Annotated in this window: 20 protein-coding genes and 1 pseudogene; 7 read left to right on the forward strand and 14 right to left on the reverse strand. The window is 71.2% G+C overall.

The window, feature by feature from the left end:
- From POF73_RS18380 to POF73_RS18410, 7 genes are all read right to left on the reverse strand, one after another.
- Positions 1 to 3,891: a lipopolysaccharide biosynthesis protein gene (locus POF73_RS18380; protein WP_272116550.1), complete on the reverse strand. Its 3,891-nt coding sequence runs from the start codon at positions 3,889 to 3,891 to the stop codon at positions 1 to 3.
- Positions 3,884 to 4,684 carry a polysaccharide deacetylase family protein gene (locus POF73_RS18385; RefSeq protein WP_272116553.1) on the reverse strand — a complete coding sequence of 267 codons (801 nt, stop codon included), beginning with the start codon at positions 4,682 to 4,684 and terminating at the stop codon, positions 3,884 to 3,886. The genes POF73_RS18380 and POF73_RS18385 overlap by 8 nt, the downstream gene beginning before the upstream one ends.
- Entirely contained in the window at positions 4,681 to 5,715 is a 1,035-nt protein-coding gene (locus tag POF73_RS18390) for a glycosyltransferase family 2 protein (RefSeq protein ID WP_272116555.1), read from the reverse strand. The genes POF73_RS18385 and POF73_RS18390 overlap by 4 nt, the downstream gene beginning before the upstream one ends.
- Positions 5,712 to 6,584, reverse strand: coding sequence for a glycosyltransferase family 2 protein (locus POF73_RS18395; protein ID WP_272116557.1), 873 nt, complete (start codon positions 6,582 to 6,584; stop codon positions 5,712 to 5,714). Before POF73_RS18395 ends, POF73_RS18390 begins: the two co-directional genes overlap by 4 nt.
- 373 nt (positions 6,585 to 6,957) lie before the next feature.
- On the reverse strand, positions 6,958 to 8,055 hold the full coding sequence (locus POF73_RS18400) for a GNAT family N-acetyltransferase (protein WP_272116559.1): 1,098 nt from the start codon (positions 8,053 to 8,055) through the stop codon (positions 6,958 to 6,960).
- A gap of 1 nt (position 8,056) precedes the next feature.
- The gene (locus POF73_RS18405) at positions 8,057 to 8,494 is read right to left on the reverse strand and encodes a hypothetical protein (RefSeq protein WP_272116561.1); all 438 of its coding nucleotides are present in this window, start codon (positions 8,492 to 8,494) and stop codon (positions 8,057 to 8,059) included.
- 175 nt (positions 8,495 to 8,669) lie between these two features.
- Positions 8,670 to 9,878, reverse strand: coding sequence for a S8 family peptidase (locus tag POF73_RS18410; RefSeq protein ID WP_272116563.1), 1,209 nt, complete (start codon positions 9,876 to 9,878; stop codon positions 8,670 to 8,672).
- Positions 9,879 to 10,197: 319 nt separating this feature from the next.
- Here POF73_RS18410 and POF73_RS18415 point away from each other — a divergent pair, with 319 nt between their 5' ends.
- A complete protein-coding gene (locus POF73_RS18415; protein WP_272116565.1) occupies positions 10,198 to 11,007 on the forward strand; it encodes an SGNH/GDSL hydrolase family protein in 810 nt (269 codons plus the stop codon).
- A gap of 15 nt (positions 11,008 to 11,022) precedes the next feature.
- Here POF73_RS18415 and POF73_RS18420 read toward each other — a convergent pair whose 3' ends face one another.
- The 4 genes from POF73_RS18420 to POF73_RS18435 form a co-directional block, all read right to left on the reverse strand.
- Positions 11,023 to 12,642 carry a serine/threonine-protein kinase gene (locus tag POF73_RS18420; RefSeq protein ID WP_272116567.1) on the reverse strand — a complete coding sequence of 540 codons (1,620 nt, stop codon included), beginning with the start codon at positions 12,640 to 12,642 and terminating at the stop codon, positions 11,023 to 11,025.
- Between the two features lie 63 nt (positions 12,643 to 12,705).
- On the reverse strand, positions 12,706 to 14,478 hold the full coding sequence (locus POF73_RS18425) for a nickel transporter (protein WP_272116569.1): 1,773 nt from the start codon (positions 14,476 to 14,478) through the stop codon (positions 12,706 to 12,708).
- Positions 14,475 to 16,121, reverse strand: a complete 1,647-nt coding sequence (locus POF73_RS18430; RefSeq protein ID WP_272116572.1) for a tetratricopeptide repeat protein — start codon at positions 16,119 to 16,121, stop codon at positions 14,475 to 14,477. The genes POF73_RS18425 and POF73_RS18430 overlap by 4 nt, the downstream gene beginning before the upstream one ends.
- 195 nt (positions 16,122 to 16,316) lie before the next feature.
- Complete coding sequence (locus POF73_RS18435) at positions 16,317 to 17,852, reverse strand: DUF4331 domain-containing protein (RefSeq protein WP_272116573.1); 1,536 nt, start codon at positions 17,850 to 17,852, stop codon at positions 16,317 to 16,319.
- A gap of 230 nt (positions 17,853 to 18,082) precedes the next feature.
- Between POF73_RS18435 and POF73_RS18440 the strand changes: the two genes are divergently transcribed.
- From POF73_RS18440 to POF73_RS18455, 4 genes and pseudogenes are all read left to right on the forward strand, one after another.
- Positions 18,083 to 18,625: a sigma-70 family RNA polymerase sigma factor gene (locus POF73_RS18440; RefSeq protein WP_272116575.1), complete on the forward strand. Its 543-nt coding sequence runs from the start codon at positions 18,083 to 18,085 to the stop codon at positions 18,623 to 18,625.
- Positions 18,626 to 18,630: 5 nt separating this feature from the next.
- Entirely contained in the window at positions 18,631 to 19,440 is an 810-nt protein-coding gene (locus POF73_RS18445) for an anti-sigma factor (protein ID WP_272116577.1), read from the forward strand.
- A gap of 126 nt (positions 19,441 to 19,566) precedes the next feature.
- On the forward strand, positions 19,567 to 19,836 hold the full coding sequence (locus POF73_RS18450) for a hypothetical protein (RefSeq protein WP_272116579.1): 270 nt from the start codon (positions 19,567 to 19,569) through the stop codon (positions 19,834 to 19,836).
- A 384-nt stretch (positions 19,837 to 20,220) separates the two neighbouring features.
- A pseudogene (locus POF73_RS18455) lies at positions 20,221 to 20,442 on the forward strand (TetR/AcrR family transcriptional regulator); the annotation flags it as partial.
- An 8-nt stretch (positions 20,443 to 20,450) separates the two neighbouring features.
- Here POF73_RS18455 and POF73_RS18460 read toward each other — a convergent pair.
- The 3 genes from POF73_RS18460 to hmgA all read right to left on the reverse strand — a co-directional run bounded on the left by POF73_RS18460 (position 20,451) and on the right by hmgA (position 23,787).
- Complete coding sequence (locus POF73_RS18460) at positions 20,451 to 21,593, reverse strand: type ISP restriction/modification enzyme (protein ID WP_272116581.1); 1,143 nt, start codon at positions 21,591 to 21,593, stop codon at positions 20,451 to 20,453.
- A 100-nt stretch (positions 21,594 to 21,693) separates the two neighbouring features.
- Complete coding sequence (locus POF73_RS18465; protein ID WP_272116583.1) at positions 21,694 to 22,443, reverse strand: GntR family transcriptional regulator; 750 nt, start codon at positions 22,441 to 22,443, stop codon at positions 21,694 to 21,696.
- A 27-nt stretch (positions 22,444 to 22,470) separates the two neighbouring features.
- On the reverse strand, positions 22,471 to 23,787 hold the full coding sequence (gene hmgA / locus POF73_RS18470; RefSeq protein WP_272116585.1) for a homogentisate 1,2-dioxygenase: 1,317 nt from the start codon (positions 23,785 to 23,787) through the stop codon (positions 22,471 to 22,473).
- 172 nt (positions 23,788 to 23,959) lie between these two features.
- On the opposite strand from hmgA, the gene POF73_RS18475 reads away from it, so the two are divergent.
- Together POF73_RS18475 and POF73_RS18480 are read left to right on the forward strand one after the other, a co-directional pair.
- Positions 23,960 to 24,616, forward strand: a complete 657-nt coding sequence (locus POF73_RS18475) for a hypothetical protein (RefSeq protein ID WP_272116587.1) — start codon at positions 23,960 to 23,962, stop codon at positions 24,614 to 24,616.
- Positions 24,613 to 25,227 (forward strand): TetR/AcrR family transcriptional regulator, encoded by a 615-nt coding sequence (locus POF73_RS18480; protein ID WP_272116589.1) that lies wholly within the window; start codon positions 24,613 to 24,615, stop codon positions 25,225 to 25,227. Before POF73_RS18475 ends, POF73_RS18480 begins: the two co-directional genes overlap by 4 nt.
- Positions 25,228 to 25,307: the final 80 nt, after the last annotated feature.

Consider the following 25,307-nt stretch of genomic DNA (forward strand, 5'->3'; position numbering starts at 1 on the left):
CTACTTGATCGTCAGGAACCGCTGCACGAGCGAGGCCAGCAGCACCGCCAGCAGCGGCAGCGAGAACCAGAAGCTGCTCTGCAGCCACCGCAGTTGCCGCACGCTGGGCGCTGTCGCCACCCGGACGATCTCGCGGGCCATCAGCAGCACGATCAGCGCGACGGCCGCCAACCCGCCGACCACCGACCACGGCGTCCAGGTCACCTGCGGCCCGATCGGACCGGGGTCGGCCTTCGGGATCCCACCGGCCGGCTGCTTCTTCAGCGCGTACATCGTCACCTCGGCGTTGACGAAGACCTTCTTCAGCTCCCGCCGCTCGTCGAGGTTCTCGATCAGCCGTGACTCCCAGGTCGCGGAGTAGCCAAGGTCCAGGCGGAGATAGGTGACCTGACCCCGGTTGATCATCAGATACGAGTTCGGGCCCGCGTCCTTCAGCGCCTTCACCAGGCCCGACACCAGCACCGGATCGACCGGCGCCTGCGTCGGCACGTACGACACCTTCTCCATGTCCCGCGAGCCCCACGGCATCGCCGGTGTCACGTCGTTCACCGGATCGCTGCTCAGCCACAGCAGCCTGAGGCTCGGATCGTCATGGGCGTACACGTACTCCATGGCGGCGACCTCGCCGGGCCTGACCCGCTCGAACGGCTCGTTGCCCCAACGGGCCACCAGGAACCCGCCCATCAGCACCAGGCCCGCCATGAGCGCGGCCAGCGGGGCCAGGCTCACCTTGTCCTTGTCGCGCTCCTTGGCGGTGACCCCGGTGCGCGGGAAGAAGGCGAGACCGGTGAGCAGGGCGGCGCCGGGCAGGGCGAACATGAAGACGCGCAGCGCCATCTCACCGCCGTAGGACTGCATGCCGAAGCCCAGGAACGGTACGAAGGTGAGGACGAGCAGCGAGCGCTCCCGGTAGTGGTGGAAGCGCCGGCGCCACCAGCCCCAGCAGGCGAAGGCCATCACCGAGCCGGCCAGCAGCACACGCGTGTAGAGGACGAGTTTGTGGGTGGAGCTGCCGCCCTCGATACGGCCGGACACCGACGACGACACGTTGGAGCCGACCCCGCCGACCCCGCCGAAGAGCTCGTCGAAGTGCCCGGACCAGTACGGCTCGGCCAGGAAGCCGATCCAGACCGTCACCATGACGCCGAACAGGATGGGCAGGCCGCGCAGTTCGGACTTGCCGATCAGGACGAGCGCCGTCAGCACGCCCAGCATCACGAACGGCGTGAGCTGGTGGGCCGGGACGCTCGCCGCGAACAGCCCGGTCACGACCAGCAGCAGCACGCCCCGCTGCCGCCGGTCCGTCGGCTCGACCTCGACCTCGCCGGGCCGCCGCTTCGTCCAGATCACGTGCGGGGCGCGGAACCAGACCAGCAGGATCGCCGCGAAGACGAGGTACAGCAGATACGTGAAGCCCTGCGGGGAGAAGTAGTCCTGGCCGACCCAGCCGCTGAGCACGAAGACCCAGATGCCGGTCCACTTGGCCCGCCAGCTCGCCCGCATATGGCGCACCAGCAGGAACATCGGCACCAGGTACAGCAATTGCATGGTGAGCGGCCACCAGCGGATGACCTCGGTGAGGTCGCCGAGCCCGCACGCCTTCGCGACGAACGCGGCCGCCGCGAAGAAGCCCGGCCAGCTCCAACGCGCGTCCAGGTCGGGCACGGCCGACCCGGTGCGGTCGATGTAGTCCAGGAAGCCGAGGTGCTGCCAGGCCGTCGCGAACCGCGGCTCGGTCTCGATCAGCGCGGGCAGGGAGTGCAGCGAAACGACCGTCGCCAGCAGGGTGACCAGCAGCAACGCCCTGTGCTCGCGGCCCAGCCACAGCAGCGAGGCGAACGTCACCGCCAGCAGCGCGGCCCCGACCAGCGTCGGCAGCGGCAGCACGGAGATCAGCCCGAGCCCGCCCATCCCGTCCAGGTCGGCCTCGCCGAGCCGCAGCGCGGGCACCCAGTACAGCAGCAGCGCGGCGACCAGCAGACAGCCGAGGACCACCCCGAGACGGGTGGGCAGCAGCCGCTCCCGCCAGGTCGGCGCGGGCACGCCGGGCTGCCGTACGGGCTCCTCGGGCAGGGGCGGCTCTCCCCGTACGGCATTCTCCGGCTGTACGACGGCCTCCTCCGGTACGGCGGCCTCCATGGGCTCCTCCGCCGCGGACTCCTCGGCCTTGCCCGCGTCGAACTCCGACTCGAACGGGGCGTCCACCTCGGCGGGCCCCATCGATGCCTCCGAGCCCGGCGCCCTCCCCCACTCTCGAATTCGCTCGCGCGGGGGGACCCCCACCTCGACCGGCAGCCCGAGCTCGGACCCCCGTGCCCAGGTCGGCCGCTGTTCCGGGCGGACCGGTGGGGTGCCCGTGGGCGGCGTACCCGGGCCCGGGCGGACGTCGGGACGGCGTTCCAGGTGGTCGAAGTCGACATGGACGCCGAGGGCGAGGGTGTCGGTGTCGAGCGCCCATGCGGGCATGCGCCTGCGGACCCCCTCGGGTACCTCGCGCGCCCCCAGGTCGGCGAGGTCACCGTCGGGGGCCGCGTCCTCGGGGACCTCGGCCGAGGTCGCCCGCACGGTCCGGTACAGCTTCGGCGCGGCGACCGCCACGATCACCGAGAGGGACGCGATCTCGGCGACACCGGCGCCGGTCAGGCCCATCCGGGGGAGCAGCAGCAACGTCAGGCCCAGCACCAGGACGCACAACACGCCCTGCAGCCACGCCAGTCCGGCCGTACGGCTCTGGGCGCGCAGGACCGCGAAGTACGTCTCCATGACGACCCGCAGCAGCGCGCCCACCGCGAACCAGCGCAGCAGCGGGGTCGCCGCGTCCGTGTAGCCCGCGCCGAACACGCCGAGGATCCAGGGCGCCCCGAAGAACAGGATCGCGGCGACCGGCACCATGATCCGCGCCATGCGCCTCAGCGCCGCCCGGGTGTTGGCGGCCAGCCGCCCCGGGTCGTGCGAGCCCTCCACGGTGAGGGAGGCGCCCATGTTGATGGCGAGCAGATTGACGGTGCCGCCGATCGTGGCCGTGATGTAGAAGTACGCGTTGTCCTCGGAGGAGACCTGCGCGGCCACGATCACCGGGACGAGGTAGACCACGGCGAGCGAGAACAGCGAGCCGGTGTAGTCGCCCGCCAGGAATCTCCCGACCTCCCTCAGAGACGGCGGGGCGGCGTGGTCCTCGGTCGCCTCCATATGGCGTGGCACCAGGCGCCGGAACACCAGCCAGCCCAGCGGCAGCACCGACACGGCGATCGCGGCGACCCACGACACGAACACACCGGCGGTGGGGATCGCCACCGCGAACGCCACTAGCAGCCCCAGCTTCACCGCGGAGAACACGGTGTTGCCGACCGGCACCCACACCGCGCTGCGCAGCCCGGTCAGCACGCCGTCCTGGAGCGTGAGCAGGTTCCAGGCGATGACGGCCACGACGAAGAAGAGCCCGCCCGCCGCCCCGTTCAGGAACCGGTACGACGGACCCCACAGGTCCAGCGTCAGCAGGAAGAGGCCCGCGGCCAGCGCCACGATCACACAACTGCCCGCGTACGTCCGGAAGATGAGCCGGCCGCTGCTGCGTCCCGCCACCGGGATGAACCGGGCCAGCGCGCCGGTCAGCGCCACCGCGGTGAGCCCGGCGAGGAACTTCATCGCGGCGATCGCGGCGGAACCCTGACCGACCGCGGAATCGGAGTAGTAGCGGGCGGCGGCCAGCCAGAAGCCGAGCCCCAGCACGGCGGATATGCCGGTGTTGATCATCAGGGCGTAGGCATTGCGGAACAGCTGGCTGCCCCCGGATGGCCCGCCCATGCCGGGCAGGCGAAGCCGGCGCCCCGACTGCTCGGGCGCCGTCGCGTCGGTCGAGGCGGGCTCGGTCGTGGTCGTCGTGTCAGACACGGGAACGGATGGCCTTCCGGCGGACCTGTCGGGCTCTGCGGACCACGGCGTACCCCTTGGTGAGGGCGCGGTCCCGGGCGAAGGCGCGGGCGATGGCACGGCCCTCGACCATCTGCCCGAACTCCTCGATGCCGGTGGTGCGGCGCACGGTGAGCCGGGTGAGGGCGTACGGCCCCTGCCGGCGCCGCGCCAGGCCGTTGTTGACGGCCAGCGCCTGCGCGTACCCGGTCTCGCGGACCGCCTCGCGCACCCGGCGGCTGGAGTAGCCGTACGGATAGGCGAACGAGGCCGGGACGGTGCCGAGCAGATCCGAGACGATCTCCTTGCAGAGGATCAGCTCGGAGCGCAGCCTGGTGTCCGGGAGCTGGTCGAGCTGGGGGTGCGTGTGGCTGTGGCCGCCGATCTCGATGTCCGCCTCGGCGAGTTCGCGGACCTGGTCCCAGTCGAGCATGGTGTCCAGGCCGCCGCCCATGTCGTGCGGGCCCTTCAGCCAGCCCGTGGAGACGAACACCGTGGCCGCGAAGCCGTGCTTGGCGAGCACGGGCAGGGCGTGCCGGTGCACGCCCTCGTAGCCGTCGTCGAAAGTGATCAGCACCGGCCGCTCGGGCAGCGGTTTGCCGGAACGCCAGCGCGCCGCGAGGTCGGCCGTCCGCACGGGCGTGAGGCCCAGGTCGCCGATCAGCGCCATCTGTTCCGCGAACGCCTCCGGCGCCACCGACAGATCACGGGTGGCGTCGTTCGGCGAAGTGGAGACGGCGTGGTACATCAGGATCGGCACACGCGCGTCGGTCATCTCGTTCCCCCCTCGATGCCCGGTTCCTCCTCGCTGCCCGTCTCCCCGGCGAGCCCCGCCACCGAGTAGGTGGCGCCTCCCCGGCGCGCCCGGACACTCCCCACGACGTACCCACCGGCCGCCGTCAGCACCCCCGCGACGATCGCACCCGCCCGCCCCGCACCACCGGGCCGGGCCAGTACGGCATCCCTGACGCCGCGCGCCACCCCGGCCGGCAGCACCCGGGTGGTGTACCGGCGCTCGGACTCAAGTCCCTTGTCGGCGCCCACACTTCGGGCCACCAGTGCCTTCGACAGGCCCTCGGCGTAGGTGCGGGTGCGGAAGTACCGGAAGCGCTCGCGCGCTCCCGGTACCCGGTGGTGGATCACCGCGCGGTCGTCGATCAGCAGGACCGCGTCGGGCCGGGCGCGGGTGAGCCGGATGCACAGCTCCGTCTCCTCGCAGCCCAGCGGCAACCGGTCGCCGTCGCGCCCGATGCCGGTGGCGAAACCGCCCGCGAAGTCGAACGCGGTGCGCCGGAAGGAGGCGTTGCCGCCGAGGACGTTGCGTACCTCGACCAGTCCCTGCGGCAGCCCCCGGTAGGTGCAGCCGACGACCCAGTCGAACTCCTCCGGGAACCAGTCCGGCCGCCGCCCCGACGCCCAGACCGGCTCGGTGCGCCCGCCGACGGCCATCACACGAGGGTCGGCGTACCCGGCGGCGAAGTGCCCCAGCCAGTCCCGCTCGGCCACGGCGTCGTCGTCGAGGAACGCGACGACCTCGCCGTACGAGGCGGCGATGCCGGTGTTGCGGCCGGCGGAGAGGCCGCGGGGGCCCGCATTGGCGAGCACCCGAACCTCGGTCGCGCTCTCGTCGGACTCCTTGTACTCCTTGGTCAGCCGGTCCAGGAGCGCCTCGTTGTGGTCGACGACCAGCAGCGTCTCCAGTGCCGGATACGCCTGCGCCCGCACCGAGGAGACCGCCGCGAGGATGTCCTCCCAGCGGTCCTCGGTGTACACGCAGATCACGACGGAGATGTCGGGACCGCTCAAGACGCCTCTCCCCGGACCGAGTGAGCCGAGTGAACCGGGCGAGCCGGGTGAACCGGGCGAACCGAGTCGAGCGTCGGGGAGTGCGCCGCGGCGGTGCGGCGGCGCAGGGCACGCCGGTTGGAGCGCTCTCTAAGGATCACCTTGAGCACCCTCAACCCGTCCCGCACGGCCCGCAGATTGCTCGTGCCGTGGATACGGAGGTACTCGTGGCTGGGTATCTCCTGCACCTTCAGGCCCGCCTTGACGACCCGGATGTTCATCAGGGTCTCCACCTCGAAGCCGGTGCAGTCGAGTTCGATCTTGTCCAGGCAGTGCCGCCAGAACGCGTTGTATCCGTAGCAGAGATCGGTGTAGCGGGCGCCGAACTTGCGGTTGACGGCCGTGCACAGCGCCCAGTTGCCCAGTTTGCGGATCGGCGTCATGTCGTCGGTGCCGCCGCCGTTGGCGAAGCGGGACCCCTTGGCGAAGTCCGCGCCCGAGAGCAGCGCGGAGACATACGACAGGATCTCGTTGCCGTCGGCCGAGCCGTCTGCGTCCACCATCACGATGATGTCGCCGGTGGCCGCCTCGAACCCGGTGATCAGGGCATCCCCCTTGCCCTTGCCACGCTGCCGCACGACCTTCACGTCGGGCCACAGCTCCCGGGCCACCTCCACGGTGTCGTCGGTGGAATTGCCGTCGACCAGGACCACTTCGTGTATCCAGTCCGGCAGGGTCTTGAAGACGTACGGCAGGTTCTCCGCCTCGTTCATGGCCGGGATCACCACACTCACCGGCGGCGCGATGGCCAGGTGCATGGAGACGGGCCGGTACCTTCCCTGCGGTGACGGATCTTGGTCCGCGACCGCCGGGCGCAGCACAGAACTCATGAGTCAGGTCCCTCTCGTCCGGTGGACCGCCCGCCCCTGGGCGGCCCGGCTATGTGTCCGGTTCGAAAGGGGGGTTCTTCTCACTCACGGCACAGAGGAACGGATCTCCGTACGCGTGTGGTGAGCTGGCATTTCTGGCCGGCCACCGGAAGAACGGCAGCCGGTCGCGCGGCACGACCCGGTCGCAAGTGCGGACACCTTCACCGAGCACCCCCCTACCACGCCTCGCGTCGGGACCGTCGCGGTCCTTGAGCCCTCCCCTAGAGCCGCGGTCAACCGTCCGATGCGAGTGAGATATACGACGGTATTGACGATTGCACCTGTATGGCAAGAGCTGGAACGAGCCCCCACGTTTTTGTTGGTTTGACCGGAGTTAGCTACGTCCGGAACGGATCTTCCCCATACGTTTGAGGAGCCGGTCCGCCGGTTCGAAGAGCTCCGGCCGCGTCTGCACGGTGTTGCGCAGCGCCCGGACCGGGGCACGGCGTGCCCGATGCCCGAACGCGACCGGGTGACGCCTGGTCACCCACCCCTCCGACACCGTCAGCTCACGTGTCTTCAGGGAGTCCTTGTACTCCTTCTGGCCCCGGCCCAGGTCGAGATGGCCGATGCCGTCGGCTGCGGCCGCCTCGGCCATCCGCAGATGCAGCACCAGACCCGGCGAGTACTTCGAGAACGCCGGGTCGTACGCCGGGAACCAGCAGGCCAGTACCCGCTCGGTACGCAGCCCGAAGTGCCCGGCGATCGGCCTGCCGTCCGCGTACAGCACCGACAGGACCCCCGCGAACGGCTCGGAGCGGGTGTGGAACAGCTGCTGCACCAGCCGGGTGATCCACTCGTGCGCGAACCGGTCGCTGCGCCCCGTCCTGCGGTACTGCGCGGACTTCCATGCCATCAGGGTGCGCAGGGCCGCCGGATCGCGCTCGTCGTGCACATAGCGCACCCCGTCGTGGTCCCGGCCCAGCTTGCGCTCCTTGGCCAGCGTGGTCCGGGTGAACTTCGGTGAGTGTGCGCGGAGTTGGGCCAGATAGGCGTCGTAGCCCTGGTCGACGTCCATGACCGGGGACGGGTAGGTGCTGGAGGCCTCCGCCGCGAACGCCGTCTGCCCCTCCACCAGGTGGTCGAACTCCCACACGGCGAGCCCGCACGCCTTCAGCAGCTCCTGGGCGTCCCAGCCGAACCCGGGCCGGTGCACGACGCCCTGGGCGTCCGAGACGCCGAGGCCGATGGCCCGGCCGACACCGGTCGCCGTCCGCTGGAACGGGAAGAACGCGGCCGGCTCGCCGCCCTCCCGCACGACCGCGATCCGCACCCCGCGCCGGCAGCGGCCGACGGCGAGCGCGAACTCGGGCGACAGGAAGGGGTTGGCGAGCTCGGGTGAGCCCTGCAGATGGGCCTTGGACTGCATCGATGTCCACGCCGCCCGGTCGGCGGAGCTGAGCTCCCCGGGGCGGTACACGCTGATGTCCACGTCAGGGAGTCCGCCTTCGCGTCGTACGGCCGCGCAGCCGCCGCACCAGAACCAGCAGGAGAATGAGAGCGCTGATCGCGGTCACCGCCACGATCCCGCCGCGTACCGACCACTGGTGCACGGCCAGCATGCCCTGGGTCACCAGCATGTTGACGACGACCGCGCCCGCAACCGCGGCGATGGCCCGGCCGAAGGGTTCCAGCCCGCGCAGCGCGGCGGCGATCGCCGTCGCCGGAGCCGCGAGCAGGAAGAACAGGGTGAAGGGGCCGCGCAGCGGCGAGTCCGAGTCGACGAGCGCGAGGACCGCGCCGACCGCCCCCACAGCCGTCGCGGCACCCGCGAGCAGCGGCGTCAGGTCCCTCCCCGGTCCTGGTCGCGCGCCCTCGGTGTCCTGAGTCTCGGCTCTGGATGAAGCTGTCTTGATACGTATGGTCTGCATTGGCGACTTTGCCCCCCGAAGCGCCGGATGCCGGGCTTCAATGTGGCTCAGCGCCGCGTCGGCCGTCAAGATGCGAAAGGCCTCTTGACATCTGTTCGTTTCGCGCCCGCGCGCAGCCGGTCCCCGCAGGCGTGGGGTCTGCGGGGACCGGTGGTTCAGATGGTGCGGGGGTGCGTCACGGCACGAGCTTCAGCAGCCGGTTCGGGGAGCCGCTGCCGGGGCTGGTGACCACGTTGGCGATGGCCCCGGAGGTCAGCGCCGAGGCCACCGCGGCCGGGGTGGCGGAGGTGTGGCCCGCCAGGTAGACCGCGGCCGCGCCCGCGACGTGCGGGGTCGCCATCGACGTACCGGAGATGGTGTTCGTCGCGGTGTCGCCGGTGTTCCAGCCGGCCGTGATCGAGGAGCCGGGCGCGAAGACGTCCAGGACCGAGCCGTAGTTCGAGTAGCTGGCCCGGGCGTCCGAGCTGGTGGTGGCGCCGACGGTGATCGCCTCGGTGACCCGGGCCGGGGAGTACGAGGAGGCGTTGGCGCTGCTGTTGCCGGCCGCGATCGCGTAGGTCACGCCGCTGGCGATGGAGTTGCGCACCGCCGTGTCGAGTGAGCTGGAGGCGCCGCCGCCGAGCGACATGTTGGCGACCGAGGGGCCGGAGTGGTTGTCGGTCACCCAGTCGATGCCCGCGATCACGCCCGCGGTGGTGCCGGAGCCCGCGTTGTCGAGCACGCGCACGGCCACGATCTTCGCCTTCTTGGCGACGCCGTAGGTCGAGCCCGCGATGGTGGTGGCCACATGGGTGCCGTGGCCGTTGCCGTCGGAGGCGGTGGTGTCGCCGTCGACGGCGTCGTAGCCGTAGCTGGCACGGCCGCTGATCTGCTGGTGGGTGATGCGCACACCGGTGTCGATCACATATGCCGTCACACCACTGCCCGCGCTGTCCGGGTAGGTGTAAGTGCCGGACAGCGGCAGTGCGGCCTGGTCGATGCGGTCCAGGCCCCAGGGGGCGTTGGACTGCGTGGTGTCGGCCAGGTGGACCTTCTGGTTCTGCTCGACGGAGGCCACCGCCGGGTCGGCGGCGAGTCTTCTGGCCTCGGCGGCGGAGAGGGTGGCGGTGTAGCCGTTGAGCGCCTTGGTGAACGTCCTGTTCACCGTGCCGCCGTACTCCTCGACCAGGTCCTTGCCCGAGGCCGAGGCGGCCTTGAGGCCCGCGCTCTTGTTGAGGGTGACGATGTAGCTGTCCTTGATCGCCGTGGGGGAGCCGGCGGCCAGGACCTTGCCCTCGGCCGGGGCGGCCTGGGCGGGGAGGGAGGTGAGCCCGCCCACGAGGGCGGCGGTCGCCAGGCTGGTTATCGCGGCGAACCGGATTTTCCTGCTACGCAGTTGTGCCATTACGAGGGAGTCCTCCTCTTGGCGGCGCGCGCCTGGGTGGGGCGCACGTCTGTGGGGGGTGCGCGCGTGATCGCGGGCACGGCCTCGGAACGTCGCGTTCCCGTTCCAAAGCCGAGGTAAAGGATCTGTGGTCCTGCGGTGACCGACAAGGGAGTTGACGACCTGTCAACAGACCTGTCATGAACACGCAACAAACCGCACAGCAAACCGACAGGAACAGACTCCGCGATGCCCGGAAAAGTCTTGGCATGAACACTTCCGGTCAACACGCGTAGTTGGTACGACGGTTATTGCAGTGATCCTGCTATAGGGAGGTTCCATGAGACGTTCCCGACTTTCCGTATACGTCGCCTCGCTCCTCCTCGCCGTCGGCACCGCCCTCACCGGGGCCGCGTCCGCACAGGCCGCCGACACCGCCGCCACCGGCGGGTACGTGGCCCTCGGCGACTCGTACTCCGCCGGCCTCGGCGCCGGCAGCTACCTCGCCTCAAGCGGCGACTGCTCGCGCAGCACCAGGGCCTACCCCTACCTGTGGGCCGCCGCGCACTCACCCTCGTCGTTCGACTTCACAGCTTGCTCGGGCGCTCAAACGGGTGATGTGACCGCCAGTCAGCTCGGCCCGCTCAGCGCCTCCACCGCCCTCGTCTCCATCACCATCGGCGGCAACGACGCGGGGTTCGCCGACATCATGCAGACCTGCGTCCTGCAGTCCGACAGCGCCTGCGTCTCCCGGATCAACACCGCCAAGGCGTTCGTCGACTCGACGCTCCCCGGCCGGCTCGACACCGTCTACTCGGCCATCCGCGCCAAGGCTCCCTCCGCCCATGTGGTCGTGCTCGGCTACCCGCGCTTCTACAAGCTGGGTGCCTCCGGCTGCCTGGGCCTGTCCGAGACCAAGCGCAGGGCGCTCAACGAGGCCGCCGACCACATCGACGCGGCGACCGAGAAGCGCGCCCTGGACCACGGGTTCACCTTCGGCGACGTGCGGCCCACCTTCACCGGGCACGAGATCTGCTCCGGCAGCTCATGGATGCACGCCGTGAGCTGGCTCAACATCCCGGAGTCGTACCACCCGACGGCCGCGGGCCAGTCGGGTGGATATCTGCCGGTGCTGAACAGCGCGGCCTGACCGCCCGCCGCTCTCCTACGAGCTGGGCGACTCGGTAGGCGTTGGTGAGACCCCGCCCGTCGGGGTCTCCGTCTCACAGGTCACCGAGAACGGCACCGAGTTCGACTTCGTCTCCACCGGGTCGCGCACCTCGACACTGATCTCGCTCTCGAAGGTCCCACTCTCGTCGTACGTCGTCAGGAACACCCGGTCCTGCCTGGTGCGATCCCCGCCCTCCGGGAACGACAGGGTCTTCCAGCCCTGGTCCATGACGTCGCCGTCCTTCGACACCCAGCGATAGCTGACCTGCGCAGGCAGCCGCCCCACCGTGAACGTCGCCGTGAAGGCGGGCGCCTGGCCGCTCGACGGCGGACAGGCGCCGGAGTACTCGGTGTTGGCCCCCGCCAGCGACACCCGCACGGACTGCGGCGCCGGAGCGGTCGTACGACTCTCGCTCTTGCTCGGTGTCGGGCTGTCGGCCCCGCCCGCGGCGTTCTCGTCCTCGGTCTTGGTCGGCGAAGTCCCGTCGCTCACCTGGCTGTTGGTGCTCTCACCGCCCGCGCCGCGGTCCCCGTCGTCCCCACGGTTGAGGAGGGCGTACGTCAGCCCTGCCACGGCCAGCGCCAGGACGGCGATGCCGGCGATCAGGGTGACGGCGGCGCGCCGGTTGCGGTCGGGGCGGACCGGAGTCGTGGTGGAGGCGGGGGTGACGGGCCGGGTCGGCGTGGGCGCCGGGACCGGGGCCGTCGGGGCGGTCCGCTCCGGCGCCGGGAACGCCGCCATCGTCGGGGTGTACGGGGTCGCCTGCACGGTGTCCGCGCGCGGCGTGCCACCCGCGCCGACGATCCGCAGGTCCTGCTCGGCCCGCTCGGCCGACAGTCGCTCGGCCGGGTCCTTGCGCAGCAGCCCCTCGATGACCGGGGTGAGCGGACCGGCCCGGTGCGGCGGCGGCAACTCGTCGTCGACGATCGCGCGCAGGGTGCTCAGCGGGGTGTTCTGGCGGAAGGGGGAGTTGCCCTCCACGGCCGCGTAGAGGAGCACACCGAGGGACCACAGGTCGGACTCCGGGCCGGGCGTACGGCCCAGCGCCCGCTCCGGGGCCAGGAACTCCGGGGAACCGATGACCTCGCCGGTCATCGTCAGCGCCGAACTGCCCTCGACCATGGCGATCCCGAAGTCGGTGAGCACCACCCGGCCGTCGTTCGACATCAGCACATTGGCCGGCTTCACGTCCCGGTGCAACACCCCGGCGTCGTGCGCGGCCCGCAGCGCCGCCAGCACCTCGGCACCGATGTGCCCGGCGCGCTGCGGGCTCAACGGGCCCTCGGCGTCCAGCAGTTCGGCCAGCGAGATACCGCGGACCAGCTCCATCACGATCCAGGGGCGGCCGTCCTGCGCGGCCACGTCGTACACCGTGACGACATTGCGGTTGGCGACCCGCGCCGCCGCCCACGCCTCCCGCTCCAGCCGGGCGTACATCCGCTCGACCTCCGCCGCCGGCAGCCCGGCCGGCGCGCGCACCTCCTTGACGGCCACCTCACGGTGCAGCACCTCGTCACGGGCCCGCCACACGGTGCCCATGCCGCCCTCGCCGAGCGGGGACAGGAGGCGGTAGCGGCCCGCGATCACACGTTCACTGCCGTGGTCTTCGGACACGGACGTCCCCCATTCGCATGCGTGCGAAATCTCCACTCCGTGCTATTTCTTCCCAAAAGTAGCTCAGCCGAGTACGGATGCCGCCCCCTGGAACACCAATCCGGCCCCGAGCAGTACGACGAGACACGCGGACGCCAGCGGGGCGGTCCTGCGCAGGAAGGTCGTGGCCGGGTGCGTGGTCCAGCGGGGACGCCTGTCCAGCACCCGGGTCACCCCCGAACCCAGCTTGACGACCGCGAAGCCCGCCGCCGTGAGGGTCAGGGCCAGCCCGACGCCGTACGCCACGACGAGCAGCAGCCCGAACCACGCCTTGCCGAGCGCCGCCGCGCCGACGAGCACGACGACCGCGGAGGGACTGGGCACGAGACCACCGGCGAAGCCGAGGAGGATCGTGCCGCGGAGGGTGGGGGCGGTGGGGTGGCTGTGCTCGAAGCCGCCGTGGGTGTGGGTGAGCAGGCCGTGTTTGCGGGTGTGGCCGTGGGGGTGGCGGTCGTGATCGTGGTCGTGCTGGTGGCTGTGGCTGTGGCTGTGGTCGTGGTGTGCGGGTGAGTGGGCCGTTGTGGGTGCGGAGGGTTCCGTCGCGGTGTGGGTGTGGGCGGCGACCAGGACCGGTTGGCGTTCGTGGGTGTGGTCGGGCTCGTGGGGGTGCTCGTGGGGATGGGGGTGCGGGTGATCGTCGTGATCGTGTCCGTGCGGGGCGTCGTGCTCGTGGTCGTGCGAGTGCCCGTGCCCGTGCCCGTGCCCGTGCGAGTGGTCGTGCCCGTGCTCGTGTCCGTGCCCCTGCCCGAGGCCGTGCTTGCGCATGTGCCAGGCCCGGCGTACGAGGGTCGCGCCCGCCGCGATCACCAGGGCGCCGCTGGCGATGCCCAGCCAGGTGATCACCGAGGGTGCCGCCGCCGAGCCGGCCGTGACCAGGAGGCCCAGGGCGACCACGCCGAGCGTGTGGGTGACCGTCACCGAGGCGGCCAGCGGCATGACGTCCTTCATGCGCGCCCGGCCGCCGCGCGCCGTCGCGACCGCGGCCATGATGGTCTTGCCGTGGCCGGGGGCGAGCGCGTGCATCGCGCCGAGGAAGACCGCGATGACCAGGGCGAGCGCGGCGAAGCCGAGGGTGAGGTCCTGGCGCGAGACCAGGCTGTCCAGTGCACGCGTCCAGCGGTCGGCGCCGCGCGGCAGCACGGAGGAGGCCGGGGTGTCCTGCTCGGACTCGGCGAGGGCGGGCCCGCCGGGGCGTACGCGCAGGGACGCGGCCTTGGTGTCGGCGGGGGAGGAGAGCAACTCCTCGGGGTACTTGGTCAGTTCCCCGGAGATCGACTCCTTCGGCACGTCCGAGGCGGTGAGCGTCATACGGTCGCCCCGCGCGGTGACCTCCCGCCAGCCGGGGCCGGACTGCGCGCCCGCGCCGCGGAAGCCGACGGCGACGGCGTCGGTGGCGCCCTCGGGGAGCGGCGCCGTCAGCCGGCACTCCACGCGCAGGGTGTCCAGCCCCGCCTGACCGGGCCGCACGCGCGCGTGGCTGCTGTTCAGCGCCAGATCGACGGTACGGCCGTCCACCGTGACCTCGCTGCCCCGCGCCGCCTTCTCGCAGCGCTGCCGGGCCCACTGCGTCACGCCCGCCTTCTCGATGTCGGGCTTGGCCTGGGTCGCCGGGATCTCGGCGAGGTCCTCGACATGGTGGACGCGCAGTTCGCCGGGGGCGGCGACGAGGCCGTCGTAGCGGTTGACGGTGAAGTTGCCGAGGGGGTGCGCGCTCGCGGGCGGGGAGGGGACGAGCGCGAGCGCGCAGGCCGCCGTGAGGACGGCCGCGGTGGAGGCGAACAGCCGACGGAGCGTCACTTGGCCGCCTCCAGGTCCTTCAGCGCGGTACGGGCTTCCCGGGCGCCCAGCGGTGAGAAACCGGGGTTCAGCTTCAGCGCGGCGCGCAGATGCCTGCGGGAGTCCTCGGCGTGGCCCGTGGCGCGCTCGATGACGCCGCGGTGGTAGAGGAACGCGGCGCTGCGGTAGCCGGTCGCCGTGGCCCTGCGGGCGTAGGGCAGGGCCTCCTCGTCCTTGCCGTTGACGTGCAGCGCCCAGGCGAGGGCGTCCGCGGTGTGCACGGTCTCGCGGCGCTTGAACTCGGCGCGGGCGGCGCGCAGGGCGGACGCCTTGTCGCCGTGGTCGGCGGCCGCGAGGGCGGTGTCGAGGTCGGCGTTGACGCCGTTGGCGCGGGCGAGTGCCGTCCAGGCGTCGACCAGGGCGTACTGGTCGTCGGCCTTGACCTTGTCGCCGGCCGCCTCGTACAGCTCGCCGAGCTCCACGAGGGGGCCGGGGAGTGGGTAGCGGGAGACGACGTCGCGCAGACCGTTCAGGGCGCCGGTCCGGTCGCCGCTCGCGGCCTGGGCACGGGCGCGGCCTTCGAGGGCGGGCAGGTAGTTCTCGTCGGCCGCGAGGGCTCGGGCGTAGTGGGTGAGGGCCGCCTCGTAGTCGCCCTGGTTCCAGGCGAGTTGGCCCAGCTGGGTGGCGACGTAGGCGGTGTCGCCGGGCGCGACGGCGGAGGAGAGCGCCCGGTTCAGGACCCGCTCGGCCGTGCGGACGTCGCCGCGCAGCTCGTGCACGTAGGCGTACCGGGTGAAGACCGGGATGCCCGGGCGGCGGTCGTCGGCGGTGTCGGCGGCCTTGGACGCGTCGGCGTAGCGGCCGAGTTCGACCAGGGCGTCGACGCGGGAGCAGAGGGCGCGTTCGTTGTACGGGTTCACCTTCAGGGCCTGGTCGGCGTACTTCAGGGCGTTCTCGAAGTCGTGCCGGGCGGCGGCCAGGGCGGCGCGGCCGGCGAGGGCCTGGTCGTTCTCGGCTCGCAGTGCCAGCGACCGCTCGAAGGCCTTGTCGGCCTGGGGGTAGCGGGAGGGGTCGCCCTTGGTGCGGGCCTGTTCGACGTAGGCCAGGCCCAGGGTGGCCCAGCTGCCGAAGTCCCTCGGCTGGTCGCGGAGGTGGGACTGGAGGGAGGCGATGCCGGAGTCGAGGTCACCGCTCGCGAGGAGGCCCGGTGAGAGTGCGGCGGATGCCGGGGCGACGCTCTGGCCCGCGTTGTCACGTGCGGCGCCGAGGGCGATGGAGCCGGCGGTGAGGGCCACGGCCAGGAGTGTCACGCAGCCGGCGAGGTGAAGGGCGCGTCGGCGGCGGGCGGCCGCGGCGGTTCGGCGTACCGCGGCGATGCGCTCGTCGCCGGGTTCCTCGCCCCCGCCGCCCCTACCCGTCCCGTCCTTCAGGGGCGCTGCCCCTTCGACCCCGGCCTTCCTGGGGGCTGCCGCCCCCGGACCCCCGCTTCGGCCCTGAAGGGGCCTCGTCCTCAAACGCCGGACCGGCTGCAAGGCAGCCCGCCTCGCGGCACTCAGCCGACGTACTGCGGCAACACGCTCATCGACCCCCGCGGCAGCGGCATCCGCACCAGTGACCTTGCTGTTCTCGTTCTCCGATGCGCTGTCGTTCGTACGCGGGGCCATGCCCTCTCCTCGATCGGGTTTGCGGGGGCGGTTGTTGTCGTGGGGGGCGCGGCCCGCGCCGTGGGGGATGAGTACATTGCGGGCCGCGCCAGTCTGGGGGGCGTCAGCGCCCCAAGGGGCGCGGGGAACTGCGCGACCGGCCACGACCGACCCGCAGTCGGTCGACGGCATCTCGCGACTCTCCCCGCGGAGCGCCTAGTACGCCCGGTCCCGCATCCGGCGCCACCACATCAGGGCCCCGCCGATCAGCAGGATGCCCAGGGCGCCGGCGCCCGCGGACCCGGCGATCAGGGCCATGTTGTCCGTGCCGCCGGAGGAACCGGCCGGCTGCAGCGCGTCACCGAGCTGGCTGCGGACGTCGGTCCCGCCGTCCGTGCCCTTGGCGAGCGGGCCGCGCGAACCCTCGGTCGGCAGGGCGACGTACGGGAAGGCCTTCTCGAAGTCCTTGTCGTTCTTGTCGACCGCGTCACCGAGGTCGTTCTTGGCGCCGAGGAGTTCACCCTCGACGACCTGGAGCGAGGCGTCGATCACGTCGTCGCTGAGGCGGCGGCCGTTCGGGAAGCCCTGGTTGTCGCCGTCGAGGACACCGAGGCGCTTGGGTTCCGCGGTCGGCTTGATCGAGGTGTTCAGACGCAGTTCCTCCGCCGGGCGCACGTGCGGCGGCTGGTTGAGGCCCTTCACGCCCTTGAGGAAGACGTCGACCAGGTCGTTGCGCGGCTCGTCGGGTGCCGGGATCTTGTAGATCCCCTCGATGAGCTTGGGCAGTTCGGGGTTGGTGACGTTCTTCAGGAACTGGGCGTCCTCCCAGGGCGCGGACGCGTTGAACTTGTCCTTGTCCTTGATCGGGTTGACGACCTCGTTGACCAGCGGGCTGCCCAGGCGCGAGACCTGCTCGTAGTAGCCCTTGGCGTTCTGCCGCTGGGTCGTCGACCAGATGCCGACGATCGGCTGGTCCGCCGACTCGGTGATCATGTGGGTCGGGACCTGCAGGGCTATGGAGTTGACGTTGTAGCCCTTGAGCGTGTCGTTGCCGACCTCGGAGAGGTTCCCGCCGTACAGCAGGTCGAAGACCCGCAGGTCCAGGAAGAACGGGTCGTCGGCCTGGCCGGCGAACGTCGTCGTGCCGCCGTGCAGTTCGTGCACGGCCTGCTCGCGCAGCTTGGCGTAGTCCGGCATCGACGCCTTGCCGACGTTCGACGGCGCCACCGGAACATCGTTGGCGATCTTCGTCTTCGACACCAGCTTCTGGTTCTTGAGCTTGATCAGCTCGATGTCGTACGTCTGCGTGATGTTGAGGTCCTTGTCGTCGAGACTCTCGACCGGACCCGTGTTGTACAGGAACGTCTTCTTGTTCTTCACGTGCGTGTCGAAGGTGAACCGGTACAGCAGCTCGCCCTGCGCGTCACCGTTGTTGTCGATGTGGAGGTCGTACTGCGCGTCCTCGGCGAACGGGTAGAAGTTCGGTCCGCCGGCCGGTTCCTCGAACGGGATCCAGTTCGCGACGATCGTCGTCGTGTCCGGCTTGTCCGGGCTGACGAACGCGTACACGTCCGTGTTGTCGTACTGCGGCGTCCCCGAGATCAGTGGGGCCTCCCGGTGGCTGGAGGCGGAGGCCGCCCCCGGTGCCAGCGCGGCGACGCCGGCGGCTGCGAGCCCCCCGGCGGCCAGCGCACCACATACGAGGGTCGCGAGGCCCTTGCGTCCCGCACCGCTCCTGGAATTAGGTGTCATGCCGTCCGTCCTCAGTGCCAACTTGCCTGACGAACACGATTCGGAGCGGTCGCCAGGGTGGATTGGTCGAATCTCAAGCGTTCTTACGGCTGAACTGAAAACTTGTTTCATCGGTGGACCACCCGCGTTTTCGGCCCGCTGATCCGTAACCCCATCCGGAGGTGGGTCGGTTGCGAATGCCTCGTGGGACTAGACGGCCGCGCTGCGGTCTGGCTGGAGGGGGAGACGAGTTGGAGGCGGACGAGCTGTTGGTGCTCGTGGCTGGCGGAGACCAGAAGGCGTTCGAGGAGCTGTACGGGCTGGTCTCCGGGCCGGTGTACGGGCTGGTGAGGCGTGTGGTGCGCGACATCGCGCAGTCGGAGGAGGTGACCCAGGAAGTGCTGCTCGAACTGTGGCGGTCGGCCGCGAGGTTCGACCCGGGCCGGGGCAGCGCCCTGTCCTGGATCCTCACCCTCGCCCACCGCCGTGCCGTCGACCGGGTGCGCAGCGCCCGCGCGGCCGGCGAACGCGAGCAGCGCGAGGCGCTCCGCGCGAACCACCCCGCCTTCGACCATGTCGCCGAGGAGGTCGAGGCCGGCCTCGAACGCGAGTGGGTACGCCGCTGCCTGGACCGCCTCACCGCGCTCCAGCGCCAGTCCGTCACCCTCGCCTACTACGACGGCTACACCTACCGTGAAGTGGCCGAGCGGCTCTCCCTGCCGCTGGGCACGGTCAAGACCCGGATGCGCGACGGACTCACCCAGCTGCGCAAGTGCCTGGGAGGCGTCGCGTGAGTTTCATGGACCGACTGCTCCGCCGAGCGGACCTGCACTCCCTCGCCGCGCCCTACGCCCTCGACGCCCTGGAACCCGGCGAGCGGCTGCGCTTCGAGAAGCATCTGCGGGCCTGTGACAGCTGCACCGCCGAGGTGCGCGCCCTGTCCGAGGACGCCGTCCGCCTCGCCTGGTCCACGGCCGCCCCGGCCCCCGCCGCGATGCGCGACCGGGTCCTGGCCGCCGTACGGACGACCCCGCAGGAGTCCCTCGGGCGGGAGCCGGCGCACGCGCGTGCCACTCAGCTGCCGCCGCATGTGTGGGGCACCCAGCCGCCGCCGCGCACCCGTGCGCCCAGGACGCGCCTCTTGCTCGTGCCGTTCGCCACGGCCACGGCCGCCGCGGCCCTCGTCGTCGCCTCCCTCTTCGCCGTCCAGGCCAACCGGACACAGGACGAGCTGGACGCCCAGCAGGCCCGGGCAAGTGAGATCGCTAACGTTCTCGGGGCGCCGGACGCCCGCGCGACCGCCGACGAGGACGCGGAGGGCCGGACGATCGGAGTGGTCGCCTCCGCATCGGAGGGGCGTGCCGTCGTCACTCTGAGCGGATACGGCGAGTTGCCGAGCGGCCGGGTGCACCAGCTCTGGCAGATGCGCCCCGACGTGCAACCGCGCTCCCTGGGGCTTTTCGACGGCGACACGCCCTTGGTCGCGGCCGGTCTCGACAAATCGGCGACGTCACTGGCTGTGACCGTCGAACCTGACGGAGGCTCACCACAACCCACCAGCCAGCCCGTTGTCCAACTCGCCCTGAAATCGGTTGGATTCGGAGAGTAATCAGGAACGGGTTGTCAACACCCTTACGGGGAAGGTGAATCCTGTGACCGCGATACACGAGTGCCTCACCGGGGCGATAGGGTTAACCTGCCCGGGCCGGGTGGACTCGTACGGGTGGGGAGTGACATGGATCAGATAACAGTGCGCAGCAGGGCCAGGGTCCCTGCGATCACCTGCGGGAGCAGCGCGACCAGTTCGCGCCTCGACCGCCATCTCTCGGTGCTGGCGGGTCCCGCCGTGCCGCAGCGGGAGGCAGCCGAGGCGACTTCGCTGATGCGTGAGCTGACCACACGTGACAAGACGCACGAGCGCAGCGACCAGGGTGCACGCGTTCGCCGCGTCTCGCTCTTCGCCCCGCTGCGTCGGCTCCGCCGTTCGCTGTTCGGCGGGCGCTGACTCCTACCGGCGCTCCCCGAACGACTTCCAGGCCCGCGCCCGACAGATCACACCGTCTCCGGCGCCGTACCGCGCTGTCGTCCGCCGTCATCCCCACGGCACCCGGCGGCGCCTCGGAGTCCTACCGGGCGCGGGCACGTCCCCCGAATTTCACCCACCCCGCTCATCGGCCCCGTCCCATCCGTAACCGCCTTGGCGCGTACGGACGTTGACGGGGCCGACCGCGTGAGTACCGCTCCTCACCGTCCGCCGCGCGCGTACCCGGCGTACGGCGAGCGGTGCGAACACCGCGAGCAGTACCGCGCACCACGCCGGCGAACCGGCGACCGGATACGCGCCCGGCCAGGCGGCTCCGTCCGGCACCGCAGCGTTGCCGAAGACTTGGTGGCGACGTACACCGCGAACGAGGTCACCACCGCCGAGCGCACCCGTGCCATGCCCTGGTCCGAGGAGGAGAGCGCGGTCCGCATCGCCTGCCTCGGCAGCCAGGTCGCCACCGGGAAGTACCCGCGACTGGCCGCGGCCTTCATGGAGGACAGTGGGTCGATCGAGCTGGAGGCGGTGTTCAGGCGGGCGCTCGAACGGGTGCTGGACGCCTTTGATCCCGGCGCGCGTCAGATCAGCGCGAGCTGCCCTTCCGGCCCTTCCTCGTGGCCGTCCAGCACCGACGCCGGTCTGCGGGCCGACTCGGCGACCGGGAGGACTGCGGCCTTGTGGAGGTCGGTCGCGGTGATGGTCGACGTCAACTCCTGGTCGAGCGGCTGGAGTTCCGCCAGCAGGGCCAGGACCGTGATCAGCTCCAGCAGCTCCGACGTCCACGCCTGCGGCCAGGTCGCCGGGCGGATCGCCGCCAGGGTGCCCGGCTCGGGCTCCGTGACGCGGGCGGCGAACCACTGCTCCAGGACCTTCACGCCGGCCACCTCGTAGTCCCAGGCCTGCGGCGGGACCGGTGAGATGCGGCCCTCGCCCAGCAGCAGGGCCTCCTCCTCGCGGTCGTACTCCAGCGTCAGCGGACGGGAGGGGAGCGGGGCGCGGACGTAGGGGCGGCGGCCGCCGGGCAGCTTCGGGCGGTCGCCGTCGCGGCGCATCAGCCACAGGGCGCGCCGGCCCGACTCCACGCCGCGGGCCCAGAGTCCGGGGTCGCCGGTGAGGGGGACGGTGAGGTCCGGGCGTACCGCCGCCAGCGTCCAGGCGAGGACGTCCAGCGGCTCGACCGGTCCGCCGAGCCGGTCCCGCAGGTGCTCCAGGAGGCCCGGCGCCAGGTTGGGTTCCGTGCCGCCGGGGCGGCGGTACAGCGGGCGGACGCGGCCAGGGCGGAGCAGCGGGAGCAGCGAGGTCGCCAGCAGGCCGGACTCCGGGGTCTCCAGGACGAAGATCTGGTGCTCGTCCGCCACCCGCCACAGCTCGGGACGGGCCGCGTCGATCAGGCGGTGGTCGGGGATCAGCCACTGCTCGTCGAACGGTGCGTGCAGGACGCGCACCGGGTCCGGGCAGGGGCCCGAGGCACGGAACAGTTTCGCCGTGTCGGTCGACTGGCCGGGAAGCTGTCCGACCGCCGAGTGCAGGGTGCGGGAGCGCGTCGGCTCCAGCAGGGCCTCCCGGTCCGGGCCCTCGGCCTTCACGAACGCGTCCCAGCGGGCCTTCAGGGACGCCGCGTCGGGGCCCGTCGGCCACCCCCGGCCGAGCCGCGGCGGTGCGACGGACCACGGCATGAGGTCCGCCAGCAGCGGAGCGTCGTCGTGCGTCACGCTGGGCATCGTACGGCCTGGCTCCGAAACGCGGGTTGGGGCAGCGCCCCGAAAGGGGCGCGGGGAACTGCGCGACCAGCCCCCACCGGCCGCAGGTCTCGTACCACGCCTATGTTGCTTCCAAGGTCACCGTGAACGAGAACCGGTCGCCCCGGTAGTGGATGACCGCCACGTCCAGCACCCGCCCCTCCATGTCGTACGTCACCCCCGTGTAGTGCAGGATCGGGCTCAGCAACGGGACTTGGAGCAGCTTCGCCGTCTCCGGGTCGGCCAGGCGAGCCTCCACCGTGTCCGTGATGCGGCTGATGTCCGCCCCGACGACATCCCGCAACACCTTGGTCATCGGCCAGCGGACCAGGTCGTCCAGGTCTATGCGCGCGGCCAGTTCGGGGCGGACGTAGTTGCGGGCGTGGTTGGTCGGCTCGCCCGTCTTCTCGTCGCTGCGCAGACGGTGGTACGTCGCCACCTCGTCGACGTCCGGGAAGTACTCGGCGAGTTCGCCCGGCACCGGCGCCTTGCCGTGGTCCAGCAGCTCGGTCGCCATGCCGGACTGCTGGGCCACGATCGCGTCCACCGAGCCGAGCAGCCGCACGGGGGAGCCCCGGCGGGCGTCCGGCTCGATGAACGTGCCGCGTCTGCGATGCCGCGTGATCAGGCCCTCGTCCTCCAGCTCCTTCAGCGCCTGCCGCATGGTCAGCACGCTCACGCCGTAGTGCTCGGCCAGCTGCTCCTCGGTGGGCAGGCGCAGCGGGTCCTGCGGGCGGCGGCCCAGTATCGAGGCGCGCAGCGACTGCGACACCTGGTACCAGAGCGGCAGCTTGCGGTTCAGGACGATCGAGTCCGGGGCGAAGGAGGTCACGGGGCCATCCGTACCGGTCGGGGATCTTTACTGCAAGGGGCGGAAGTGGCGCTCCATGCCCTGCCAGACGTCGTCATAGCGTCGCTGGAGGTGGTCGGCGTCGGCCGCCTGCGGGGTCAGCGTCACCGGCCAGCGGGTCTCGAACATGAACGCCAGACCGTCGTCGATCTTCTGCGGCTTCAGCTCCGCGGCGCTCGCCCTGTCGAACGTCTCCCGGTCCGGGCCGTGCGCCGACATCATGTTGTGCAGCGAGCCGCCGCCCGGCACGAAGCCCTCCGCCTTGGCGTCGTAGGCGCCCTCGACGAGGCCCATGTACTCGCTCATCACGTTCCGGTGGAAGTAGGGCGGCCGGAATGTGTCCTCGCCGACCAGCCAGCGCGGCGCGAAGACCACGAAGTCGACGCCCGCCAGCCCCGGGGTGTCCGACGGTGACGTCAGCACCGTGAAGATCGACGGGTCGGGGTGGTCGTATGAGATGGTGCCGATCACATTGAAACGGCGCAGATCATAGACGTACGGCACATGGTTGCCGTGCCAGGCGACCACGTCGAGGGGTGTGTGGTCGTAGGTGGCCCTCCAGAGGTTGCCGCAGAACTTGTTCACCACCTCCACCGGGCCCTCGGTGTCGTCGTACGCGGCCACCGGCGCCTTGAAGTCCCGGGCGTTCGCGAGGCCGTTGGCGCCGATCGGGCCGAGGTCGGGGAGGTGGAAGGGCGCACCATAGTTCTCGCACACATAGCCTCGGGCGGAGGCGTCCAGCAGCTCCACACGGAAGCGCACCCCACGTGGGATCAGCGCCACATGTGCCGGCTCCACATGCAGCATTCCGAACTCCGTGTGCAGCAGCAGTCCGCCGCGCTCCGGGACGATCAGCAGCTCGCCGTCGGCGTCGCTGAAGACGCGGTCCATCGAGGAGTTGGCGTGGTACAGGTGCACGGCCATGCCGGTGCGCTGGGTCGCGTCGCCGTTGCCGCCGAGGGTCCACAGGCCGGCGAGGAAGTCGGTGCCGGGTGCGGGCTCGGGCAGGGGGTTCCAGCGCAGACGGTTCGGGTCGGGCACGGACTCCGTGAAGGGGGCCGTGCGGATCGCTCCGTTGTCCATGCGGCTGAAGGCGGGGTGCGCGGCCGACGGGCGGATGCGGTACAGCCACGAGCGGCGGTTGTGCGCCCTCGGCTCGGTGAACGCCGACCCGCTCAGCTGCTCGGCGTACAGGCCCAGCGGGGCGCGCTGGGGTGAGTTGCGACCCTCGGGAAGTGCACCGGGCACCGCCTCCGAGCTGTGCTCATTGCCGAAACCGGAGAGGTAGGTCAGCCCTTCCGCGGTCTTCCGCGCGTCCCCGCTCATGATCGCTCCCTTGAGATCTGATTCCTATGCTTCACCGTAGGATTGCGTTTTCCCGGGCGCAAGAGCGGCGGAACAGATTCGGCCGGTCCTCCTCAGGAGGTACGACAGGATCGGGACATCAACCAGACCTGAGGGGGATTCGGCTGTCGGAGGGGTGTTCTAGTCTCCGGACATGTCGTGGACGCGGAGCCTTCTCGCCGCGCTCGCGGTCTGTGTCCTGCTGCTGACCGGATCCGTGGGCTGCGGTCCCAGTGATGCGCGGGAACAGGGACAGGGCGGGGTGTCCCCGGTGGGCAAGGTCCTCGACGACACCGACGGCGAGGGGCGGCACTACCGGGAGGTGGGCAAGGGCGGCGCCCCCGAGGTCGGCGTAGAGGTGCAGCCGGATCCGGGCGGCGGTGCCGGCGGTGCCGGCGGCTGGGACGTACGGCTGACCGTGCGCGACTTCCGCTTCTCGCCCGCCGGCGCCGAGGCGAAGGCGATGGCCGGCCGCGGGCTCGCGTACCTCTACGTGGACGGCCGTCTCGTGACCAGGCTCCGCATGCCGGAGTACCGTCTGGCTCCCAACCTCGTCCCGCGCGGCACGCACCAGGTCACCGTCCGGCTGTACGCCGACGACGGCACGGTGTGGGCGGTGGACGGCAAGCCCGTCGAGAACACGGCCGCCATCACGGCATCTCAGGAGGAGGCGACCGCGACGCCGGCCGGCACGCCGAAGCCGGCCGCCACGCCGGCGGCGACCCCGTCCCCCGCGGCACTGAGCGCGCCGGGTACCGGCTTCCGTACAGGGGGGCGAGCTTCACCGGAACGAGCCGGAAAGGCATCATGAAGACCGTGCCCCATCCCGCATCGCTACGCCGGGCGCCCGTGCAGCGGCGCAGCGCCGAACGGCTCACCCGAATCCTCGACGCCTGCGCCGACCTCCTCGACGAGGTCGGCTACGACGACCTGAGCACCCGGGCCGTGGCCCAGCGTGCCGGTGTTCCCATCGGTTCGGTCTACCGCTTCTTCGGCAACAAGCGCCAGATGGCCGACGCCCTCGCCCAGCGCAACCTGGAGCGCTACACCGCCCGCGTCACCGAGCGCCTCAAGGGGGCCGGCGACGGAGGCTGGCGCTCCGCCATGGACGTCGTGCTCGACGAGTACCTCGCCATGAAGCGCACCGCGCCCGGCTTCTCCCTGGTCGACTTCGGCAACCAGATTCCGGTCGGCAACCGCGGCGAACCCAACCACCGGGTCGCCGACCGCCTCACCGAGCTGCTCTCCGGCTACCTCGACCGCGAGCCCGACGACGATCTGCGCCGTACCTTCCTGATCTCCGTCGAGACCGCCGACACCCTGGTCCACCTGGCCTTCCGGATGGCACCGGAGGGCGATGAGCGGATCATCGAGGAGGCCCGGGAGCTGCTGCGGGCGTATCTGGCGCGCGTGCTCGACTGAACCGGAGGAGAATTTCCGACCTCACCCCTCCGAGCCCTCCCCTCCATGCATACCGGTCGGTATGCTCGGCTGTGAGTCCG

This window comes from Streptomyces sp. HD (assembly GCF_028369295.1).
GTDB lineage: Bacteria > Actinomycetota > Actinomycetes > Streptomycetales > Streptomycetaceae > Streptomyces.

What these genes read in the sequence shown, in the direction of transcription:
- hmgA (WP_272116585.1), bottom strand. Translation starts at nt 23,787, where the DNA reads ATGAGCGGGGACGCGCGGAAGACCGCGGAAGGGCTGACCTACCTCTCC.
- POF73_RS18480 (WP_272116589.1), top strand. Translation starts at nt 24,613, where the DNA reads ATGAAGACCGTGCCCCATCCCGCATCGCTACGCCGGGCGCCCGTGCAG.
- POF73_RS18395 (WP_272116557.1), bottom strand. Translation starts at nt 6,584, where the DNA reads ATGAGTTCTGTGCTGCGCCCGGCGGTCGCGGACCAAGATCCGTCACCG.
- POF73_RS18460 (WP_272116581.1), bottom strand. Translation starts at nt 21,593, where the DNA reads ATGCCCAGCGTGACGCACGACGACGCTCCGCTGCTGGCGGACCTCATG.
- POF73_RS18475 (WP_272116587.1), top strand. Translation starts at nt 23,960, where the DNA reads ATGTCGTGGACGCGGAGCCTTCTCGCCGCGCTCGCGGTCTGTGTCCTG.
- POF73_RS18435 (WP_272116573.1), bottom strand. Translation starts at nt 17,852, where the DNA reads ATGACACCTAATTCCAGGAGCGGTGCGGGACGCAAGGGCCTCGCGACC.
- POF73_RS18405 (WP_272116561.1), bottom strand. Translation starts at nt 8,494, where the DNA reads ATGCAGACCATACGTATCAAGACAGCTTCATCCAGAGCCGAGACTCAG.
- POF73_RS18430 (WP_272116572.1), bottom strand. Translation starts at nt 16,121, where the DNA reads ATGGCCCCGCGTACGAACGACAGCGCATCGGAGAACGAGAACAGCAAG.
- POF73_RS18445 (WP_272116577.1), top strand. Translation starts at nt 18,631, where the DNA reads ATGGACCGACTGCTCCGCCGAGCGGACCTGCACTCCCTCGCCGCGCCC.
- POF73_RS18415 (WP_272116565.1), top strand. Translation starts at nt 10,198, where the DNA reads ATGAGACGTTCCCGACTTTCCGTATACGTCGCCTCGCTCCTCCTCGCC.
- POF73_RS18385 (WP_272116553.1), bottom strand. Translation starts at nt 4,684, where the DNA reads ATGACCGACGCGCGTGTGCCGATCCTGATGTACCACGCCGTCTCCACT.
- POF73_RS18410 (WP_272116563.1), bottom strand. Translation starts at nt 9,878, where the DNA reads ATGGCACAACTGCGTAGCAGGAAAATCCGGTTCGCCGCGATAACCAGC.
- POF73_RS18450 (WP_272116579.1), top strand. Translation starts at nt 19,567, where the DNA reads ATGGATCAGATAACAGTGCGCAGCAGGGCCAGGGTCCCTGCGATCACC.